At 68.5% G+C, this 20,386-nt stretch carries 14 protein-coding genes; 10 read left to right on the plus strand and 4 right to left on the minus strand.

Going from position 1 to position 20,386, the window contains the following annotated elements; translation table 11 throughout:
* Positions 1-4: 4 nt before the first annotated feature.
* From ACOGI8_RS04995 to ACOGI8_RS05015, 5 genes are all read left to right on the plus strand, one after another.
* On the plus strand, positions 5-1,372 hold the full coding sequence (locus ACOGI8_RS04995; protein ID WP_419855789.1) for an FAD-dependent oxidoreductase: 1,368 nt from the start codon (positions 5-7) through the stop codon (positions 1,370-1,372).
* Positions 1,369-2,973, plus strand: a complete 1,605-nt coding sequence (locus ACOGI8_RS05000; RefSeq protein ID WP_419855790.1) for an LCP family protein — start codon at positions 1,369-1,371, stop codon at positions 2,971-2,973. The genes ACOGI8_RS04995 and ACOGI8_RS05000 overlap by 4 nt, the downstream gene beginning before the upstream one ends.
* Positions 2,970-4,343, plus strand: a complete 1,374-nt coding sequence (locus ACOGI8_RS05005; protein WP_419855791.1) for a UDP-glucose dehydrogenase family protein — start codon at positions 2,970-2,972, stop codon at positions 4,341-4,343. The genes ACOGI8_RS05000 and ACOGI8_RS05005 overlap by 4 nt, the downstream gene beginning before the upstream one ends.
* A gap of 102 nt (positions 4,344-4,445) precedes the next feature.
* Positions 4,446-5,270, plus strand: a complete 825-nt coding sequence (locus tag ACOGI8_RS05010) for a hypothetical protein (protein WP_419855792.1) — start codon at positions 4,446-4,448, stop codon at positions 5,268-5,270.
* Entirely contained in the window at positions 5,267-6,316 is a 1,050-nt protein-coding gene (locus ACOGI8_RS05015; RefSeq protein ID WP_419855793.1) for a sugar phosphate nucleotidyltransferase, read from the plus strand. The genes ACOGI8_RS05010 and ACOGI8_RS05015 overlap by 4 nt, the downstream gene beginning before the upstream one ends.
* On the opposite strand, the gene cofE is transcribed toward ACOGI8_RS05015, so the two are convergent.
* From cofE to ACOGI8_RS05030, 3 genes are read right to left on the minus strand one after another with little or no spacing between them, the layout of a single operon-like run.
* Complete coding sequence (gene cofE / locus ACOGI8_RS05020) at positions 6,313-7,023, minus strand: coenzyme F420-0:L-glutamate ligase (RefSeq protein WP_419855794.1); 711 nt, start codon at positions 7,021-7,023, stop codon at positions 6,313-6,315. The two genes, ACOGI8_RS05015 and cofE, sit on opposite strands and share 4 nt — an antisense overlap.
* Positions 7,020-7,991: a 2-phospho-L-lactate transferase gene (gene cofD, locus ACOGI8_RS05025; RefSeq protein ID WP_419855795.1), complete on the minus strand. Its 972-nt coding sequence runs from the start codon at positions 7,989-7,991 to the stop codon at positions 7,020-7,022. Before cofD ends, cofE begins: the two co-directional genes overlap by 4 nt.
* Positions 7,988-9,493, minus strand: a complete 1,506-nt coding sequence (locus tag ACOGI8_RS05030; protein WP_419855796.1) for a cell wall-binding repeat-containing protein — start codon at positions 9,491-9,493, stop codon at positions 7,988-7,990. The genes cofD and ACOGI8_RS05030 overlap by 4 nt, the downstream gene beginning before the upstream one ends.
* 145 nt (positions 9,494-9,638) lie before the next feature.
* Between ACOGI8_RS05030 and ACOGI8_RS05035 the strand changes: the two genes are divergently transcribed.
* From ACOGI8_RS05035 to ACOGI8_RS05055, 5 genes are all read left to right on the plus strand, one after another.
* Complete coding sequence (locus ACOGI8_RS05035) at positions 9,639-10,619, plus strand: GDP-mannose 4,6-dehydratase (RefSeq protein ID WP_419856365.1); 981 nt, start codon at positions 9,639-9,641, stop codon at positions 10,617-10,619.
* 140 nt (positions 10,620-10,759) lie between these two features.
* Complete coding sequence (locus ACOGI8_RS05040) at positions 10,760-12,925, plus strand: SpoIID/LytB domain-containing protein (protein ID WP_419855797.1); 2,166 nt, start codon at positions 10,760-10,762, stop codon at positions 12,923-12,925.
* A gap of 26 nt (positions 12,926-12,951) precedes the next feature.
* Positions 12,952-16,272, plus strand: coding sequence for a glycosyltransferase family 2 protein (locus ACOGI8_RS05045; protein ID WP_419855798.1), 3,321 nt, complete (start codon positions 12,952-12,954; stop codon positions 16,270-16,272).
* A gap of 69 nt (positions 16,273-16,341) precedes the next feature.
* Positions 16,342-18,018 carry a hypothetical protein gene (locus ACOGI8_RS05050; RefSeq protein WP_419855799.1) on the plus strand — a complete coding sequence of 559 codons (1,677 nt, stop codon included), beginning with the start codon at positions 16,342-16,344 and terminating at the stop codon, positions 18,016-18,018.
* On the plus strand, positions 18,018-18,449 hold the full coding sequence (locus tag ACOGI8_RS05055) for a hypothetical protein (RefSeq protein WP_419855800.1): 432 nt from the start codon (positions 18,018-18,020) through the stop codon (positions 18,447-18,449). Before ACOGI8_RS05050 ends, ACOGI8_RS05055 begins: the two co-directional genes overlap by 1 nt.
* On the opposite strand, the gene ftsH is transcribed toward ACOGI8_RS05055, so the two are convergent.
* Positions 18,446-20,380 carry an ATP-dependent zinc metalloprotease FtsH gene (gene ftsH / locus ACOGI8_RS05060; RefSeq protein ID WP_419855801.1) on the minus strand — a complete coding sequence of 645 codons (1,935 nt, stop codon included), beginning with the start codon at positions 20,378-20,380 and terminating at the stop codon, positions 18,446-18,448. The two genes, ACOGI8_RS05055 and ftsH, sit on opposite strands and share 4 nt — an antisense overlap.
* Positions 20,381-20,386: the final 6 nt, after the last annotated feature.

Raw genomic sequence — 20,386 nt, forward strand, 5'->3', positions numbered from 1 at the left:
GTCCATGGCCCAGAAGCGCTTCGTCGTGATCGGCGGTGGCCCGGCGGGCCACTCGGCGGCCACCTATGCAGCGCGCTACGGCGCAGACGTGACGCTCATCGAGCGCGACATCGTGGGCGGTTCCGCCCACCTGCGCGACTGCGTGCCGTCCAAGACCATGATCGCGACCGGCTCGGCGCTCAGCTTCGCGGGCCATCTCGACGAGCTGGGCCTTGCCAATGTGTCCACGTCGGTAGACACCCCGCACCTTCGCCAGCGCATCGGCGACATTGAAGACCGCCTTGCTGAGGTTGCCCGGCAGATGCTGGTCAGCCAGGGGGTGCGGATCCTGTCGGGCTCGGGCCGTCTGCTCGGGCCCAACGAAGTTTGCGCAGATACCGCCGATGGGGCGGTGGAGCTGTCGGCCGATGTCGTCGTGCTGTCGACTGGCAGCCGCCCCCGCATCCCCGAGTGGGCACCCATCGACGGCGAGCGGATTCTGACCACCCGCGACGCATACCCGCCCGCAGAGCTGCCCGAACACCTGGTGGTGGTGGGCTCCGGGGTCACCGGCGTGGAGTTCGTGCACATGTTCACCTCGCTGGGCTCCCGAGTCACGTTGATCGTCAGCCGGCAACAGGTGCTGCCGCACAAAGACCCCGAAGCGGCTGCGGTGCTGGAGCAGACCTTCAGCGATCTCGGTGTGGCCATGCTCAAGGGCGCACGTGCGGTGGACATCGTGCGCGACGGCGACGCGGTCGAGGTGGTGTGCAGCGACGGTCGCACGGTACGGGCCACGCACGCCCTGCTCGCCATCGGCTCGATTCCCAACAGCGACGGCTTGGGGCTGGAGAACACCGAGGTGCGAGTCGACGGCGAGGGGTATGTGGAGGTGGACCACAACCTGTGCTCGTCGGTGCCGACCATCTATGCCGCGGGCGACCTGTCGGGCAAGCTGCCGCTGTCGTCGGTCGCCGCGATGCAGGGACGCAAGATCGTCGAGCACGCTATGGGTTTGCACGAGACCCGCCCGCACCGCCATCTCGACTACGACAAAGCGGCATCGGCCATCTTCACCGAGCCCGAGATCGCCGATGTCGGGCTCGCCGAGGCGGAAGCGTTTGCCACAGGCCGCAAGATCCGCGTCACGAAGGTGCCGTTCGGCGCGAACGCCAAGGCACTCATCGAGGAGAACCCCCGCGGCTTCGTGAAGATCGTCTCCGACCCGCTGACCGGCCAAGTCTTGGGCGGTTCCATCGTGGGCCGGCACGCGGCCGAGCTGATCTCGGTGGTGGCTCTCGCCGTTAGCGCGAACCTGCGGGTTCAGGACATCGCTGAGAGCCTGTTCGTGTACCCGTCGTTGAGCGAGGCCCTCTCCGAGGCAGCTGAGTGAGCCACCGCAACTGGCGGACGCGCCTCATTCTGATCTCGCTGGCGGCGCTGACCCTCGCCGGCGCTGTCGCTACCGGGGCGTCTGCGTTCGTGCTGCTGCAGCTCGGACGGATCGAGCGACATGAGCTGGCCGATGTGCTGACATCTGCTCCTCAGCAGCCGGTGACCGCAGCCGACGTGCTGATCGAGCAGCCGTCCACGATGGCGGCGAATCCTGACGGCGCGGCCGATGCACGCGGCACGAGAAGCGGCGACGCGGGAATCGCGGGTGATGGCGTCTCGGCGGGTGACGAGCCGGACGCTCTGTCGGACTCGCCAGGGACTGCGGACCGGTCCGCGGGCCAGCCGGTCCTGCCGGGCGGCCCGACTGGCGAGAACTACCTGCTCGTCGGCACCGACAGCCCCGTGGGACTCGCTGCCGATGATCCGCTGCGGGCCGGGCACTCGGATTACAACCGGCTCGCGGACGTCATCATGGTGATCCGCCTGCGCGACGACGGCACTGCGGCGATGATGTCCATCCCGCGGGATTTGGCAGCCGAGATCGCAGGTACGAGCGATATCGCCGGTACTGGCGTCATGGCCAAGATCAACAGCGCTTACAACCGCGATCGCACCACGGCGGGGGGCGCAGCCCGCCTGATCGACACCGTCGAGGAGAACCTCGACATCACCCTGCAGCACTTCGTGGAGGTGGACTTCCGGGCGTTTCTACGCATGGTGGATGCGGTCGGTGGCGTCTGGATGACCTTCAACCGGCCGCTGCGTGACCAACCGAAAGCGAACGCCACCGATCCGACGGACAGCCGAAGCGGGTTCTTCACCAGCGCGGGCACCCATCTCCTCAACGGCCGGCAGGCGCTTGCGTACGTCCGCAGCCGCCATCTCGAGGAGCAGCTGCCCGACGGGACTTGGCAACGCCACGGCGCTTGGAACGATCTCGCCCGCATCGACCGTCAGCGTGAGTTCATGCGCACCGCCGCCGCGCAGGTCGCGCCTGCGCTGCTTGCCAACCCGATCAACCTGCTCGCGGTGCTCGACATCGCAGCCGACCACCTGTCCACGTCCGACACGCTGAGCATTGTGAACGACGGCCGGAGACTTGCGGACAAGTTCGCCGACCTCGATGTCGACGCCGACGTCGACGACTACGAGCTGCGGTTCGTTGACGTGCACGATCCCGTGAGATGGTCCCTCGGACTCGATCCGCAGCGCGCCGAGCACAATCAACGCGTTCTGGACGTGTTCCGCGGCATCGGCTGGGACGACATTGTCGAGTCCCGCGTGCGGGTGCAGGTGACCGGGACGGCGCGGCACCAAGTGGCTGCAGGGCTGAGCGAGCTCGGATTCGACGCGGAGGCAACCGGGCCGATGCCGGAGGGCATTTCGGATGAACCGACGGGAACCGTTGTGTATCTGGCCCCGCAGGGACGGCTTGCGGCCGGCCTGCTGGCCAGTCACCTGGTGCCTGTGCCAGACTTCGCCGGCCATGCCGAGCTTGACGCAACCACGGTGATCCTGCACGTCGGCGACGAGCCGCCTCGCATCGATCCCGGCTACCGGAGTGTCGACGTGCCTTCTGCCGAGCAGCTGGCGTCATGAGCGGTACGCCGCCCGAACACCGCATTCTCGTCGTCGGCGCGGGTTACGTCGGACTCACGACAGCCGCGTGTTTCGCCCACCTCGGCCACGATGTCATCTGCGCGGACATCGACCGGGCCAAGGTGGCGTCCTTGTCGGCCGGCGTGGTGCCCATTCGCGAAGCCGATCTGGATCGGCTCGTCGCCGAAGGAATCGCCGAGCGTCGTCTCCGGTTCGTGATCTCGGCCGAAGCCGTTGCAGCCACGTGCGACTTCGTCTTCGTCTGCGTGCCGACACCGCTGCGTGCCGACGGCGAGACCGAGCTCAGCTACTTGCTGGCAGCGCTCGATTCGGTGGCGTCTCGCCTGCAGCCCGGCTCGGTCGTGGTGACGAAGTCGACCGTGCCGGTCGGAACCGCGCCCAAGATCGCCGCGGCGCTCGGGCGCACCGATGTGGCGCTGGCGTCGAATCCCGAGTTCCTGCGGGAAGGCTCAGCGGTGGCCGACTTCCTGTCACCTGATCGGATCGTCATCGGGGCCGAAGATCCCTCAGTGGCACACCGGGTCGCGGCGCTGTATGCGGGCGTGGAAGCACCGGTGATCCTCAGCGATCCGACCTCGGCCGAGACCGTCAAGTACGCCGCAAATGCCTTTCTGGCCGCCAAGGTCTCGTTCGTGAACGCGCTTGCCGCCGTGTGCGAGGCGGTCGGTGCCGACGTCGACACGGTTCTTGCCGGGGTCGGCACCGATCACCGCATCGGCTCGGCATACCTGCAACCCGGCCCCGGCTGGGGCGGCTCGTGCCTGCCGAAGGACACCCGTGCCTTGGTATCAGTCGCCAACGACGCGGGCTACGTCTTCGACCTGCTTGAAGGCGTGATCGCGGTCAACGAGCAGCAGCTCGACCGGGTGGTTGCGAAGGTCGCCCGGATGGTCGTGGGCGAGCCGGACAAGGTGGCAGATCCGGTTGCCGGTGACGGAGCCTCGCGCTCTGTTGACCTCGACGGTGCCACGGTGGCCGTGCTGGGACTCACCTTCAAAGCCGGCACCGACGACCTGCGCGGCTCTCCCGCGTTGCGAGTCGCAGAGCGGCTGAGCGCGACGGGCGCGCGCCTCGTGGCGTATGACCCTGCGTTGAGCAACCTCGACGACCGTCCCGACATCGCCTCGCAGCTGCCAGCGACCCTGCACGTCCGAGATTCGGCATTCGAAGCCCTGCACGGTGCCGATGTGGCCGTCGTGCTCACCGAGTGGGCTGAGTTCGCGGCCCTTGACTGGGAGCGGGCCGGGTCGGAGATGGCCGCAGCTCGCATCGTGGACGCACGCAACCTGCTCGACGCGAACCAGCTACGCGCCGCAGGCTTCACCTACGAGGGCCTCGGCCGACGCTGAGCGTCGGCGCAGCAGGCACAGCCGGCGCTGAGCGTCGGCGCAGCGGACACAGCCGGCGCCGAGCACCCTTCGGCCCCGAGCGCCGGTAGCTTGTCGCCCCGTATGGCGAGATCAGCCGCTGCCAAGAAGGTTGCCAAAGCAGCGAGCGCCGGCGGGAGCGGCAGGAGCTTTCGCCCCCGGCGCGACATTCTGTTCCCGGCGGCGATGCTGCTCGTCGTCCTCCTGGGCGTCGTGCTGATCCTGGTGGCCCGCAATGAGCGGTCTACGAATGCCCCAGCAGGCCCCCCGCGCTTAGGCGATCACTGGCACTCGTTGTACGCGATCTACGACTGCGACGACTTCATTCTCGATGTGTACCCCAATGATGTCGACGACCAGTCGGGCATCCACACGCATGGCGACGGGCTCATCCACATCCACCCGTTCCACACCGGCGTGACGGGCCAGTTCGCCACCGTCGGTGCGTTCATGCGCGAGATCGAGTTCGAGTTGACCGACTCGAGGATCGAGCTGCCCGACCGGACCATCCTCGACGAGTCCGGAGAGGGCTGCGCATCGCCTGATCCCGACAGCGACGACCCCGCTGTGGCCGAACCGGGCGCAGAGCTGCGGATCATGCGCTGGGAGACCTTGCAGGCAGAGAAGGCGCTGGCGTTCACCGAGGATCTGCGCGATGTGCGCTTCCTCGACGACGGCCAGATCTTCGTGTTCGCATTCGTCCACCCGAGCGTGGAGAACGCGGACGTTCCGCGACCCGACGATGCATTCCTGCGGGCCTACCTCAACTTGCCGCCCGAAGATCAGCCGCTGATCGACGGCTCGACCGAAGAAGGACCGGTGCTTGACGACGGCAGCGAGAGCGAGCCGGCCGAGGGCGACCTTCCGGCCACGTCGGAGCCTTCGGAGACATCTGAGCCTGCTGAGTGAAGGCGATCCTGCTGCTGGGCGGCTTCGGCACCCGGCTGCGCCCGCTGACCAACGACACGCCCAAGCAGATGCTGCCAGTGTGCGGGCGGCCGATGATCGAGTGGGTCTGTGAACACCTGCACCGGCACGGCGTCGACGAGGTCGTGCTCTCGCTGGGTTACCGGGCCGAGGCATTCACCGCGGCCTATCCGCACGGTCGCATCGGACAGCTCGCATATGAGGTGGCGGTCGAGCCCGACCCGCGCGGTACCGCGGGAGCTGTGCGGTTCGCCGCGGAGGCCAGCGGCATCACGGGCACGTTCCTGGTGCTCAATGGCGACGTGCTGACCGATCTTGACATAGGCGCGCTCGCGAGCGTGCATGAGCGCTCGGGCGCGGAGGCCACCATCGCACTGCAGCCGGTCGCCGATCCGGCGCCATACGGCCTCGTGGCCACCGACGCGGCAGGCCAAGTGATGTCGTTCTCGGAAAAACCCGAGCCGGGTTCGGCCCCCGCGGCGCTGCAGCGAGACCAGCGGCCGACGATCAGCGCGGGGATCTATGTGCTGACGCCTGCCGTACTCGACCGCATCCCGCCTGGGCGGGCCGTTTCCATCGAGCGCGAGGTGTTCCCCCACCTAGTGGCCGATCAGGCGCTGTGGGCGATGACGTCAGACACCTACTGGCTCGACACCGGAACGCCCCAGCAGTACCTGGCTGCAAACTTGGACATTCTCGAGGGGCGGCGCGCCGATGCCGAGGTGGCGGACGGCATGCTTGCGGCGTCGGATGGCATCCACCCCGAAGCGCAGGTCCGCACGTCGGTCATCGGTCGCGGGTGCGAGATCGGACCTGGCGCCGTCGTGCAGCGCTCAGTGGTGGGGGACGGCTGCCGCCTTGCTGCAGGTGCCATCGTGATCGATTCGATGCTGGGCGCAGGCGCTGCCGTGGGAGCCGGGGCAACGCTCTGCGGTTACACGGTGCTCGGCAGCGGCGAGCAGGTGCCCCCGGGCGCCGTGCTGCGCGCACAGCGCCAACCTCCGCCCGAGCCGGTAGCTGACAGCTAGCGGAACAGATCCTCGGCGGGATCCCTGATGATCTCCGAGCGCACCGAGGCACGCCGCAGCCAACTCCCCTCGACCCCGCGCACGATCGCGACCGGCACACCCCGCGCCTTGCCGCACACCAGGTCGGCAGCGGAGGCGATCTCGTCGGCCACGCACACCTCGGTGACCATCAGCTCCCGCCCCAGCGCATCGGCAGTGCCCTTGAGGTCGACGACGGCGGCGATGCCCGCGCAGCCGATGGCCACATCGGTGACACCGCGCCGCCACGGGCGCCCGAATGTGTCGGAGATGATCACGCCGACAGTGCAGCCCGACAGCGCCCGTATGCGGTCACGGATCTTGTTGGCGGAGCGGTCGCTGTCGTCGGGCAGCAGCGCGGCGTAACCCCGTTCGACGTTGGACAGATCGATTCCTGCGTTGGCGCAGATGAATCCGTGCTTGGTCTCGCTGATGATGAGGTTGCCGCGCCGGCGCAGGATGCGAACCGATTCACGCTCGACGAGCGGTTTGTGCGACAGCGGATCGTTGGGGTCGATCTGCTCCATGGCGCCCTCGGCCTTGGAGACGATCTTCTGCGTCACGACGAGCACGTCGCCGCTCTGCAGGCCGGCGGGTGATGCCTCGCAGGCGCTGGCGATGACGGCTCCGAGGTCGGCACCGAGCGTGATCTCGCCGATGCCTTCGAGCGGATGCAATTCGATGGTCATGTGCTTTCCCTTGCGCCTGCGGCTTGCAGCGTTGCGGTGGCCAGCCCGGCCGCACGGTCCGGGTCGGCCATGATCGTGTCGGTCACCACCGGTGTCATCCCCGCCTCGGCGACGGCGGGAGCGAGTTCGGCGTCGGCGTGGTCGATCACGAGCGTTCCAGCGAAACCGGCATAGAGCCGTGCCACGCCGACCACGCTGGGCTCGTGGCCCAGCTCGCGCATCATGGCGCCAGCAGGACCCTTGATCGATGCGCCGCCCACGATGGGCGACACGGCGACGACGCTGTCCCGCCGTCCGCGCAGCGTCTCGCGCACCTGCGGCACATCGATGACGGGACCGATCGAGACGAACGGGTTCGACGGCGTAACCACCACCGTGTCGGCATTGCTCAACGCATCGAGCACGCCCGGCGCCGGCTTGGCCGACTCGATGCCCGCGAAGCGAACCGAGCGGATGGCGATGCCGTGTTGTCGGGCAACGAAATAGTCCTGAAAGTCGATCTCGGTTGCACCGTCGGGCTCAGCCGGCGTGATGCGGGTGGCGATGGGATGATCGCTGACCGGCAGCAGCGTCAGCTCGAGCCCGAAGCTGGCAGCGATCTCGCGGGTTACCTGCGACAGGGATGCACCCTCGCTGCGTCGCTGCGTGCGGAACAGGTGAAGCGCAAGATCCAGGTCGCCGAGCTTGAACCAGTTCTGCCCGCCGAGCCGCCCCAGTTCGGTGAGCACACGCCACGTCTCGCCGTCCCGCCCCCAGCCGGTCTCGGGGTTGATCTGGCCGGCGAGCGTGTAGGTGACTGTGTCGAGATCGGGGCTGATGTGCAGGCCGTGCAGCGTGAAGTCGTCGCCGACATTCACGATCGCGGTGACGTCGGTTGGCCGGCACACGCGCAGCAGCCCGCTGAGGAACCGGGCAGCACCGACGCCGCCGGCCAGCACGGCCACGGTTCGAGAGCTCGAGGCGATCATGCCGAGGCCGGTGCGGGCGGGCAGTCTGGTGCTGCTGTGTTTGCTTGCTGCCCGGCGGCCAGCGACACGGCGATGGCGCGGTGGCCGCGGCTCGTGCCGCCCGGAGCTGACGGCGCTGCGACACCTACCGCATCCGATGGGGTCGCGTAGCTGCTCGGGCTCCACACCTCGTAGCCACTGCCGTCGGCGCGTACCTGCACCTCATAGAGGGCAGTGTTCTGGAGTCCCGAGATGGTTGCGGGCGAGCTGACATCGCGCTCGGTGATCCACTGGCCTCCGACGGGCCGGTATCTGATCCGGTAGCCGGACGGGTCGCTGCTGCCGACCGTGGCCGGTGCCTTCCAACGGATCTCGAGGGCGCCGTTGCGCGGCTGCACCGTTACGTCACGCGGCACTCCGGGTGCATCGGTGCGGGGGTCGCACTCGCGGTCCAGGCCTCTCAGCGCGTCGGCTGCTGCCGCCGCTGCGGAATCGGACACTGCGGCGGGTCCGCCGAAGATCGTGAGTTGTACGGTGCCCGCATCGGGAACCGGGCCGGCCAGGAATCGGCGTGTCGCATCGGGCAGAGCCGGCTCAGATAGCAGCAGCGGTGCCCGTCTCAGCCCCAGCAGCGCGCCGCCGACCAGCGCGTCGGGGAAGTTCCGGCCGTCGGCAAGACCGAATTCGTCCGATCCGTAGCAGCGGTCTGCCAGCTCTTCGGCGATCTCGGCAGCCGTCTCGAAGCGGTCGCGTCCCCACAGGCGCTCGACCGTGATGCCGAGGGCGGATATCTCCGCCTCGACTGAGTCCGCTATCGCTGCAGTTCCACCGGCAATCACCACCTGCTTGATCGTGTAATCGACGAGGTAGTTCCTGACCGACGCCGGCAGCCGGTCGGATTCGGAGAGCAGCACGGGGTTCGGGCCCGAATAGGCGAGCGGCGACAGCGCCAGGGCATCAGCGAACTTCTCGCCGGTCGCCAGCAGGGCAGTGCGGCGCCCGTCACCGCAGTACCCGCCGATCTCGTCGGCATCGATCTCGCGGGCGATGTTGACCACGGTCCGGTAGCGGTCGGAACCCTCCAGCCGCTCGGGTCTGCCGCTGATCAAGCCGGCCAACGCATCTTCGACGTCGTCGGAAATGGCAGCGGTGCCGCCGGCGATGACGATGTTGTCGATCCGGTGCCGCTGGATGAAGCTGCGGGTTGCGGCGTGCAGCTCATCGGGTGGCGACAGCAGGATCGGTGCATTGCGCACGCGTGCCAGCGGGGTGGCTGCCAGCGCGTCGGCGAAGGATTCGCCTGAGGCCACGATGGCGGTGTCAATCGGCCCGGCGGAGTCCGCGTACTCCTTCGCGATCTTCGCCGCGGTCTCGTAGCGGTCGGCGCCCCACAGCCGGTCCGAATCGACACGTGAGGCAGCTCCGGCTGTGTTCCCGACACCCACGATCGCAGTCGCGGCCAACAGCAGTGCCGTCACCGCCCGCAGCGGGCGAACCCGGCCGTGATGCGGGCGGCGTGCCATCCGCGGCACCGTACCGGAACCCATCGTCCATGCGGGTGAGGCCTCCGAGGAGGCGCGTGGTGACTTCACAGCATCGACGGTGACCCGTACCCTGAACTGCGCCCCCAACACGCCTGACCTGCGAACCGCGAACCGGAGCCGACCCGTGCCGACGGCCCTCATCACCGGAATCACCGGCCAGGATGGCCAATACCTGGCCGAGCACCTGCACGCCGAGGGTTACCGGGTGGTCGGGCTGATCACGGGTCAGCGCAATCCACGCTCGGAAACGATGGCGGCCGATCTGCCCTACGTCGAGCTCGTCCCGGGCGACCTCGCCGACCTTGCATCGCTGATCGCGGCGCTCGAGTACACCCAACCCGACGAGGTGTACAACCTCGGCGCCATCAGCTTCGTGGCGCTGTCGTTCAAGCAGCCTGAACTGACGGCCAACGTCACCGGTCTGGGCGTGCTGCGACTGCTGGAGGCCATTCGGCTCGTGGGCGGTGTGAACAACCCGATCCGCTTCTACCAGGCCTCCTCCAGTGAGATGTTCGGCAAGGTGCGTGAGACACCCCAGAACGAGCTCACGCCGCTGCACCCGCGCAGCCCCTATGGCTCGGCCAAGGTGTTCGGCCATAACACCACCGTGAACTACCGCGAGAGCTACGGGCTGTACGCCTGCAGCGGCATCCTGTTCAATCACGAGTCTCCCCGGCGAGGCCTCGAATTCGTGACCCGCAAGGTCACCAACGCCGTCGCCCGTATCAAGCTCGGACTGCAGGACGAAGTGGCACTCGGGAACCTCGACGCCAAGCGCGACTGGGGTTTCGCCGGCGACTACGTGCAGGCGATGCATCTCATGCTCTCCCAGCCGGAACCCGATGACTACGTCATCGCAACGGGCCAGACGCACGCGGTGCGCGATTTCGTGCAGCTCGCCTTCGCCGCGGCTGGCATCGACGACTGGGAGCGCTACGTGCGGATCGATCCCAGGTTCTTCCGGCCTGCTGAGGTCGACCTGCTGGTCGGCGATGCCTCCAAGGCTGCAAGGGAACTGGGGTGGGTGCCCCAGATGTCCTTCGAAGAGTTGGTGACGACGATGGTCACGAACGACATCGAGATCGAGCGGCGCAAGCTGAAGTGACGACTCCACTGCAGGATTTCTGCCCTAGGGGCAGCAGATGGCACCGGCGCGTTCGGGCGCGAGCGCGGGCGGCATTCGGTGCAATATCCGACCGGCAGCGCTCGCAGGCCGGTACCACTACAGAGGTGCGGGAACCCCCGGTGTTGCAGCGCGCAACCGCAAGCCTTCGCCGACTGGCGAGCGTGGTCGTGGCGTGCGCCACGGCGGCATCAGCGCTGACGGCGGGGTCCATGGCCTTCATGGCGACACCGGCTGGAGCGCAGGTCAGTGCCGAGCTGGCGCCCGACGTCATCAGCGTGCACGGACGGGGCTGGGGCCACGGCACCGGCATGAGCCAGTGGGGAGCGTTCGGGTACGCGACCGAGCACCGCTGGGACGGCGAGCGCATCGTTTCGCACTACTACGGGTCGACATCGCACGGACCCACCTCGATAGCCGACGTGGCGGACCAGGACATCTGGGTACACCTGACCCAGAACGACCGCCGCCACCTGCTGCTGACCTCTGGCGCAAGCTTCACCGTCGCCGGGCAGGCCTTCGATGCGGGAGCGATAGCGCGTATCGGCGTGAGCAACGGCTCGTTCTGGGTCCGCTCGACGACTGGGTGCGCTCAGCACGGCATCTCGATCAACGATGCCCTGTCCTCGTCGAATCGACGCGGCAACCGGTACATCGAGGCGCTGCCGAGCAGCGACGACTACAAGGCTGACGACACGTCTGCGATGCTGACGGTGATCTACTGCGTTGGCGATAACTCCGATGTCGAGTCGATGCGCATCGCGTACCGCGGGGCAGTAGGCATCGTTGATCAAGGCGGCCCCTTCACGTTCAACCGGCTGCCGCTCGAGCAATACCTGCGGGGCGTCGTGCCGCACGAGAGCGTCCCCGAATGGGGCGCCGCCAAGGACGGCTTGGGCATCGGAGCACTCGAAGCGCAAGCCGTCGCCGCACGGTCCTACGTGCTGGCGCTCGCGGCGGCTCGTGAGACGCGCCGCTTCACCGATACGTGCGATGTCACTGCCTGTCAGGTGTACAAAGGCGCAGCGCGTAATGGTCAGCCGCTTGACCACGGTGCTCGCTACGTTCATGCAAACACCGCGATCGGGAACACCGCCGGGCGAGTCGTGCAGCGAGCCGACGGCGTGATCGCCCTCACCGAGTACCACGCCTCGAGCGGAGGATGGACCGCCGATTTGGATGAGGGTTCCCATTTCGGCAGTGTCGAGGACCTCGGCGACAGTGTCGACGGCAACAGGTGGCACACGTGGCAGAGCACCCTGCGGCGGGCAGACATCGAAGCAGCGTTTCCCCGCATCGGAAAGCTGGTGTGCATCGAGGTCACCAAGCGCAACGGCAACGGCGCCTGGGGCGGGCGGGTCCGCGGCGTGAGGATCGTGGGAACTGCGGGCGTCTGGGAGCAGAGCTGGATCAGGTGGGCGCACGACTCCTTCCGCAAGGCCTTCTCCCTGCGGTCGGACTGGTACCGCTTCCCGCAGTTCCCCGACGGCCAGCCCTGCAAGCAGCCTGCGCCTGGCACCCTGGATCCGCCGTCAGACACAGACAGCCCTGGCTTGTGGGTGCTGAAATCCGACGGCACCGTCTTCGCCGACGGGTCGGCACGGCATCTGGGCAACGGAATCCTGCCGTCGTCGGACCGGTTTACGGCCATGGCCGCGCATCCGGACGGGGACGGATACTGGCTTGCGACTTCCGGCGGCGATGTCCAGTCCTTCGGCGACGCCGACTATCACGGGAACGCGGTCGGCACCGGGGGAGCCGAGCCCGTCGTGGCGATGGCTGCGCATCCGGGCGGGGAAGGGTACTGGCTCGCGACCCGCCAGGGCAACGTGTTCGCCTTCGGAACGGCCGGGCACTGGGGAGCGATAGCGCACCTGCGCCTGGATGTAGACGTGGTCGACATCGAGTCGTCGCCCAGCGGCGACGGTTACTGGCTGGCGCTCGAGGACGGACGTGTCCTGGCATTCGGCGACGCACGCGATCTCGGATGCGGACCGCTGCTGCACTCCGGCACGGCCGGCATCGGTCTCGCGGCCACGCCGGACGGCGACGGCTACTGGCTCGCCGGCGCCGATACGGCAGTGCACGCCATCGGCGCGGCAGACCATCACGGCGATCGCGCCGACCGTCAGAACCGGCTGCGCGCCGTCGGGTTCGCTGCCACGGCCAGTGGCGACGGCTACTGGCTGGTGTGGAGCGACGGCACCAGCTTCAACCGCGGGGACGCACCCGACTACCGCACCTCCCGGGCGGGAGTCGGCGTTGTCGCTGCCGAATCCGTGCGTTGAGAGACTGAGCGCGGAGTGACCTGGCCGTGAGTTCGCCGCCATCGGAGGAGCTGTCGCCATCCGCTGAGGCGGAACCAGCCGTTCTGGCGCCTCCGCCTGCGGTTGCTGCCATCGTCACGACGGGCTCGCGGTGGTCCGATACCGAGTCCACCCTGCGGGCGCTCGCCGCGCAGGACTACCCGCGGCTCGCGGTGCTGGTGCTGTGCGATGCCGAAGGGGAGCAGGGGCTTCGGGTCCGAGAGCTGCTTCCCACCGCCGCTGTGGCGGATCCCGTGTCGTCTCGTAGGAGTCGAGGCCGTGGGGCGCAGCGCGGGCGGATGGGCGCTGTCAACAACCGGGGAGCATCGCTGGTCCGGGGGGCCGACTACCTCCTCTTCCTGTCCGATCGCGTCGCGCTGGCGCCCGATGCCATCAGCATTCTCGTCGACGATGCCGAGAACGTCCCCGGCCGGATCGTCGGCGTCGCCGGTCCCAAGCTGCTCGACGCCAGCGACGGTCTGACGCTGCGCGATCTTGGCGGCACCGCTGATCGGCTCGGGGTCCGGATTCCCGTCGCCGGCCAGGACGAACTCGACCAAGAACAGCACGATGAGGCCCGCGATCTGTTCGTGGCTCCCACTGAGGCGATGCTGGTGCGGGAGGACATCTTCCGCATCGTCGACGGCTTCGATCCAGCGCTCGAAGGCGACGGCGCCGTTGTCGATCTCTGCTGGCGGATCCAGCTCTCGGGTGCGCGTGTCCGGGTGGTGCCGTCTGCAACCGGGACGGTGCTTCCCGATACGGCGCCGGCCGCTCACGGGCCCTCGGCGCGCCAGCATGAGCATCGAGCCCGGCTGCGCACCATGGCGAAGTGCTACGGGTGGGTGCACCTGCTGCCTGCGGTGGTTCTTGCAGCAGTGCTGGCTGTGGGCGAAGTGCTGCTGGCCGCTCTGCGCGGGCGGTTCGCTCAGGCCTCTGACGTGGCACTGGCATGGTTGTGGAACGCGCGCCACCTCGGTGGCACGTTCGCACTGCGTGGAGCTGCCAAGCGCTACCGGCGGGTGCGAGATGCCGATCTGCGCCGATTGCAGCAGGGCGGTTCGGTACGTGTCGCCGACTGGTTCCGCTATCGCCTGAGTCCTGAAGGCGGGCTGGCGGCACGGACCACGATCGACGAGAGCATCCTGGGCACCTGGCGACGCAATGCGCACCGGACGGTGTGGGTGGTCTGGCTGGCGGTGCTCGGGCTGATTGCCTTCGGCTCACGCCACCTGCTCACCGGCGGCATCGGGACATACGGCCAGTTCGCCCACTTCCCCGATGTCGGCACGATGCTCGGGGCGTACCTCGATGGCTGGCGTGACAGCGGGGTCGGTGCAGCCGGCCTCGGCCCTCCCGCGATGGGCTTGCTGGGCCTCGCTGGTGCTGTGCTGCTTGGAGCTGTCGGGTTTCTGAGGAACATCGCCATCTGGGGCCTCGTGCTCGCGGGCCCCGTCGGCATCTGGCGGTTGTGCGCCACTGGTTCGAGTGGAGACGGGCCGAGCCGCAATGGCCGGCTGGTCGCCCTCGTGCTCTACGCCGTGTGCCCGTTGCCGTACAACGCGCTGGCGGCCGGCCGCTGGGACGTGCTGCTGGCATACGGAACTGCACCTGCGATCGTGCTGCTCACCAGCCGCCTGGTGGGCACTTCGGCTGCTCGTCTGCCACGCGACGGCTCTCGGCGTGGCACCGCCGCCAGGCTGGCTTCGCTCGCTTTGCTCCTTGCTGTTGCGGCGGCCTTCGAGCCGTTCATCGTCGTGCTGGCCGCCGCGGCGGGGGTGACGCTCACCATTGTCGAGCTGGTGCGCCGTGGGGCGCGCCGCGAACCGCTCGGTGCGCCGATCGCCGGATTGCTGCGGGTGACTGTGGCCGTGGTGCTTGCGGCGGTGGCGCATCTTCCCTGGCTGTTCGAGTTCGGTTCATTGCGTGCCTTGGTTGACGTTTCGCTCGGCGGCCCCACCTCGTCGACACCGTCGTCGCTGGCAGAGCTGTTGCGGTTCCAGACCGGCCCGCTCGGCAACCTGCCGCTCAGTTGGGGTCTGCTGGTTGCTGCGATCGTGCCGCTGCTGGTGGGGAGCGGGGGCCGGCTGTGGTTGGCGGTGCGCGGCTGGCTGGTAGCGCTGGCTGGCTTCGCGTTCGCATGGATCGTCGTGGCCGGCTGGGCCGACGAGCTGATCAGCGGCGCAACGCCGGGGCTCTCGCTCGCCGAAGTGTCCCTGGTATTCGGGGCCGTCGGCCTGTGCTGGGCCGCCGCAGCAGGGCCCGCAGCGCTGGCGACCGCGGATGGAGTCGCGCCGCCCCGGATCCGCAGTGCCATGGTCTTGCTGAGCGGCATCGCGGTGGGTGCCATGGTGCTCCCGACTGCATGGGCGTCGATCGACGGCGATTGGTCGGCGCCGAGCTTCGACCACCGGGTCCCGCTGGGGCTGGTCGATGACCGGGACGTCGGGCCTGACTACCGGGTGCTCTGGCTCGGCGCCCCCGAGGTCCTGCCGTTGCGCGGCACTGACCTCGGCGTGGAGGGACTCGCCATGGGGGTGTCGGTGCGGGGGTATCCCGACATCCGGCACTCGTGGGCCACACCGCAGGCACCCGGCGATGAACGCCTGGAAAGTGCCGTACGGATGGGGCTGGCGGGCGACACGCTGCGATTGGGACGGCTGCTGGGTTCCTTCGGCGTCAGGTATGTCGTGGTAGTGGAACGCTCTGGACCGTCGTACACCGAGGGCTGGGACCGACCGGTGTCCGCGGCGGTCTCCGAGGCGCTCGCCTCGCAGATCGATCTGCGCCCGCTGGCGGCGGACCCCTCGGTGCAGGTGTTCCGCAACGAGGCGTGGTGGTCGTCGCGGTCACAGTTCTCCCGGCCGATCCAGGCCGACTTCGCCGCGGACCCGGTGGATCTCGTGGTGAGCGACTTGACCGACGGCATCGGCGTGCTCACGGATTACCGGTCGGCGACGAGCCAGTTCGGACCGGTGGGTACCGGCACGTTGCTGGTCGCCGAGTCCTACGATCCGGGCTGGCGACTCCATATCGGCAATGCGGGCAACGCAGACAATGCGGGCCCTACGGCAGTCGAGCCAGCACCTGCGCTGGGCTGGGCGATGCGATTCGATCCGCCCCAAGCTGGCCAGGCTGAGCTGCGCTTCGAGCGTTCGGCCGCGGTGTCCAACCGGATTGCTGCGCAGGTGCTGATCTTGCTGGCGTTGATCTGGGTGGCAATCGGCCAGCCCACCCCGCTCGCCGACCGAATCTCCAGGCTCATGAAGAGGGCAGTGCGGGGGTCGCAGCGGCGCGGCGTGCCTGGCGGCACGGCGGTGGACTCATGAGGGCAGTGCGGGGGTCGCAGCGGCGCGGCGTGCCTGGCGGCACGGCGGTGGACTCATGAGGGCAGTGCGATGATGGCCGCCATCAGGTGGCTGCCCCGGCTGCTGATCCCGCTGGCGCTGGCGGCAGCGCTGGTGATCGACACTCGTGACGACCGGGCACCTACCTCTGTTGCGGTCGAAGGCCCGCAGGCGCAGGCACAGATCGCGGTGCCACCCCCCGATGCGCTGACATCGAGTTGGTTCTGCCCGCTCGTCGGCATGCGTGGACCAGTTCAGAGCTTCGGAGAGGTCACCACAGAGGTGCTGCTCACGAACATGACGGCCGAGGCGGCATCGGTGTCGGTCGAGTTCCGTGGACGCACAACGGGTCGGCAGTATGTGATGGCCGACGTTGCGCCGCATAGCACCGGGGTAGTCAGCACCTCTGACTACGTGCGTGATGAGGTCATCGGCGCCCTGGTGGAGGCTTCGTCGGGCGGGCTGGCAGTGACGCGCAGGTTTGTCTCGCCGCTCGGCATCGACGAGGCTCGCTGTTCGAGCGCGCTCGCTCCGGATTGGTACGTGCCCGTCGGCGATACGCAGACCGACGCGCTGGCGGTGCTGGCCATCATGAATCCACTGCCCCGCGATGCAATCGTCGATGTCACGTTTGCTTCCGAAGCAGAGTTCGGCCCGTTTGTGGCGCCGGAGTTGACCGGGGTCGTGGTGCCGGCGTGGAGCACTGTCGCCGTTGACATCGGCGAGCATGCGCGCCGTCGAGATGTCGTGGCGGCATCTGTCCGGGCCCGCGCCGGGCGCATCGCCGTGGACTCGTTCCTGGCGTACGACGGGAGCGTCGGCCGCCGCGGCTTGGCCGCGGAATTGGCGTCAGTGGCCACCGGCGAGCGCTGGCTCGTACCGGTCCCCGGCATCGACGATGGCACGCGGTTGTGGGTGCGGGTCTTCAACCCGTCCGACGATGTGGCGGAAGTCACGGCGTCGATCGTGTCCGACGACCCGCTCAGTGACCGCCTGGCCTTCGCCGTGGCATCGCATGACGTCATGGAGTTGAAGGTCGCCTCGCCCGGTGAGCTGGCACCGGGACTGGAAACGCTCCTCGCCGCTCCCGGAGTCCCCTTCGGCGTGTCGGTGGCGTCGCAGAATGACATTCCCATCGTCGTATGGGCAGAAACGCTGGTCGGCAGCGCGGCGAGTCCGCTCACCGACATCACGGCCGACCCGGAACCTGCCTCCGCAGTCGAGCCGGAGGCCGAATCCGTCACGGTGGTTGCCCAGGCAGGCGGCTCAACGGGCGCCGCCGCATCCGGCAGCGCTGACGGAGCCGTCGATGAGCCGGCAGTCGAGGCCCACCCGCCAGTGCTGCGAGCGCGGTCGGGCTTGGCGTTCGTGCCGGGCGTCGTCCAGACCGGTGACCGGTGGCTGGTCGTCATTGCGCCGCAATCCGGTGGCGAGGCATTTGTGACGATCATGACGGACCCGTTCGCGCCGTCCGACACCGATGCCTCCGATGGCGACGCTTCAGCTGTCTCGGCAGGCGGCGACGGCCGGGTGGTGGTCGCAACGCTGGGCCGAGAAACGGTCGCGGTCATCGACGTGCCCGCATCGGGCGTGGTCACTCACCGGTTGGCGAGCGGCACAGCCCGCCTCCTCGTGTCCGACACGCCGTTCGCGGCGCTGCTGTGGCAGGCACGAGTGTCCGATGCAGGCCTGAGCGTGGCGCATCCGGTGGCCTGGGTGAGCGGCTGATGGAGCGTCTCGTCATCGCCGCAGCCCTGATCGTGGTCGCGATCGCAATTGCGACACTCGCCCAGCGCCGCCGCAGTGCATCGGCTACGGCGGTGCCGAGGTCAGAACTGCCCCCTGCCGTCGACCTCGTGGCGGTGGGCATACCCGAAGGCCCGGCGCTGGTTGTCTTCACCGAAGAGACATGCCGCACTTGCCATGCGGCGCTCGCGGTGGTGCGGGGTCCCGCTGGTGCTGGCCTGCCCGTCGCCGAAGTGCCGTTCGGTGCCGAGCGAGAGGTGCATCGCCAGCACGGCATCGACACTGTGCCGACCACGGTGGTGACCGAAGTCGACGGGCGCGTGGTGGACGGTTGGGTCGGCAGCGTCGATCTGTCCGGGTTGGCCGCGGCGCTGGCGCAGGTCGTGCCCCGCGTCGAGCCCCCTCAGAATTAGCCAGCCACGAGTGCGGTGATCTGCTCGCCGGTGATGGTCTCGTGCTCGAGCAGGGCCGCTGCAATCCGGTCCAGCGCCGCCCGATTCTCGACCAGCGCACTGCGTGCTCGGTCCTGCTGTGTGCGCAGGATCCGCTCGACTTCCTCGTCGATGACTCGGGCGGTCTCGTCGGAGTAGTCGCGTCCCGACACCAGGTCTTCGCCGAGGAAGACCTGCGCGTGCGACCCCCAGGCCATGGGCCCCACCCGGTCGCTCATGCCCCACTCAGAGACCATCTTGCGCGCCAGCTCGGTGCCCTGCACGAGGTCATTCGCCGCCCCGGTCGAGGTCACGCCGAACACGGTTTCCTCTGCCATGCGACCGCCGAACAGCACAGCCAGACGGTCCTCGATGTACTCCTGGCTGTAGGCGTGGCGTTCCTCGGGCAGCTGCATGGTGACGCCGAGCGCCTGACCGGTCGGCAGGATCGTCACCTTGTGGACAGGGTCGGCGTGCGGGAACAGGGTGGCGATGAGCGCATGCCCGCCTTCGTGGTAGGCGGTGACTTCTCGCTCCCGCTCGGTCAGCGCCACCGACTCGCGGCGCTGGCCCATCAGCACCCGGTCGCGCGCTGCCTCGAAGTCTGCCTGGGCGATCGATTCTGAGTCGCGACGCACAGCGTGCAGGGCCGCCTCGTTGACCAGGTTCGCCAGGTCGGCGCCGCTCATGCCGGGCGTGCCCTTCGCCAAGGTGTCGAACTGCACGTCGGGGTCGGTCTTCTTGTCCTTGGAGTGCACCTCCAGGATGGCGAGGCGCTCGGAGAACTCCGGCAGCGGCACCACCACTTGGCGGTCGAACCGGCCGGGCCGCAGCAGAGCGGGATCCAAGATGTCGGGCCGGTTGGTGGCCGCCATCATCACGATGCCGCCGCTCTCCTCGAAGCCGTCCATCTCCGCCAGCATCTGGTTGAGCGTCTGCTCGCGCTCGTCGTGGCCGCCGCCGAGACCCGCTCCTCGCTTGCGGCCGATCGAGTCGATCTCGTCGATGAAGATGATCGCCCGCCCCAGCTTGCGTGCACTCTGGAACAGGTCCCGCACGCGGCTGGCGCCGACACCCACGAACATCTCCATGAAATCCGAGCCGGTCACCGACAGGAAGGGCACACCGGCCTCCCCGGCCACTGCCCTGGCAATGAGCGTCTTGCCGGTGCCCGGCGGGCCCACCAGCAGCACTCCCTTGGGAACCTTGGCGCCGATCGCCGTGAAGCGTTCGGGCGTTCTCAGGAAGTCGACGACCTCGGTGATCTCCTGTTTGACGCCGTCGTAGCCGGCGATGTCTTCGAACTTCGTGGAGGGCCGCTCGGTGGTGTAGGTCTTGGCTTTGCTCCGGCCGATCGACATGATCCCCGACATCTGGCCCTGTGCCCGCCGTTGCATCCACCAGAACAGCAGGAAGATCAAGCCGAACGGCAGCAGGAACGGCAGCAGGCTGACGAGCAGGTTGGGCCGGTCGGTATGGAACTCGATGGTCACCTCGCGCTCTCGCAGCAAGGCCAGATCGGTTTCGGGAAGCTCTACAGGTCCCTCGGAGGAGAACCGGGTGCCGTCGGTGTATTCGCCGGTGATCGCGCCGGTGCCGTTGGTGACCGTGACGCTGCTGACGGTGCCCGACGACACCTCCGCGATGAGCGCGCTGTAGTCGATGGGTTCGCCGCCGTCGTTGCGCAAGAGCCCGGGCAGGAACATCACCGACAGCAGCACCATGGCGAGCAGCCAGATCGACCAGCGTGGCCAGCGCTCGCTGCGCCGGCGGGCTTCGGAGCCCGCCGGGGACGAGCCGCTGTGCCGTGGCCCGTCGTTCGGGGCGTCGTCGGCTGGCGCGTCGGGAGGCTCGCTGGCGCGCGGCTTGCGCGCGCGGGAGTGCCGCTCGCCCGAGGGCACCTCAGATGCCATGGGTTC

This window comes from Candidatus Poriferisodalis sp., assembly GCF_965204195.1.
Lineage (GTDB): Bacteria > Actinomycetota > Acidimicrobiia > Acidimicrobiales > Poriferisodalaceae > Poriferisodalis.

What these genes read in the sequence shown, in the direction of transcription:
- ACOGI8_RS04995 (WP_419855789.1), top strand. Translation starts at nt 5, where the DNA reads ATGGCCCAGAAGCGCTTCGTCGTGATCGGCGGTGGCCCGGCGGGCCAC.
- ACOGI8_RS05005 (WP_419855791.1), top strand. Translation starts at nt 2,970, where the DNA reads ATGAGCGGTACGCCGCCCGAACACCGCATTCTCGTCGTCGGCGCGGGT.
- ACOGI8_RS05010 (WP_419855792.1), top strand. Translation starts at nt 4,446, where the DNA reads ATGGCGAGATCAGCCGCTGCCAAGAAGGTTGCCAAAGCAGCGAGCGCC.
- cofE (WP_419855794.1), bottom strand. Translation starts at nt 7,023, where the DNA reads ATGACCATCGAATTGCATCCGCTCGAAGGCATCGGCGAGATCACGCTC.
- cofD (WP_419855795.1), bottom strand. Translation starts at nt 7,991, where the DNA reads ATGATCGCCTCGAGCTCTCGAACCGTGGCCGTGCTGGCCGGCGGCGTC.
- ACOGI8_RS05030 (WP_419855796.1), bottom strand. Translation starts at nt 9,493, where the DNA reads ATGGCACGCCGCCCGCATCACGGCCGGGTTCGCCCGCTGCGGGCGGTG.
- ACOGI8_RS05050 (WP_419855799.1), top strand. Translation starts at nt 16,342, where the DNA reads ATGATGGCCGCCATCAGGTGGCTGCCCCGGCTGCTGATCCCGCTGGCG.
- ACOGI8_RS05055 (WP_419855800.1), top strand. Translation starts at nt 18,018, where the DNA reads ATGGAGCGTCTCGTCATCGCCGCAGCCCTGATCGTGGTCGCGATCGCA.
- ftsH (WP_419855801.1), bottom strand. Translation starts at nt 20,380, where the DNA reads ATGGCATCTGAGGTGCCCTCGGGCGAGCGGCACTCCCGCGCGCGCAAG.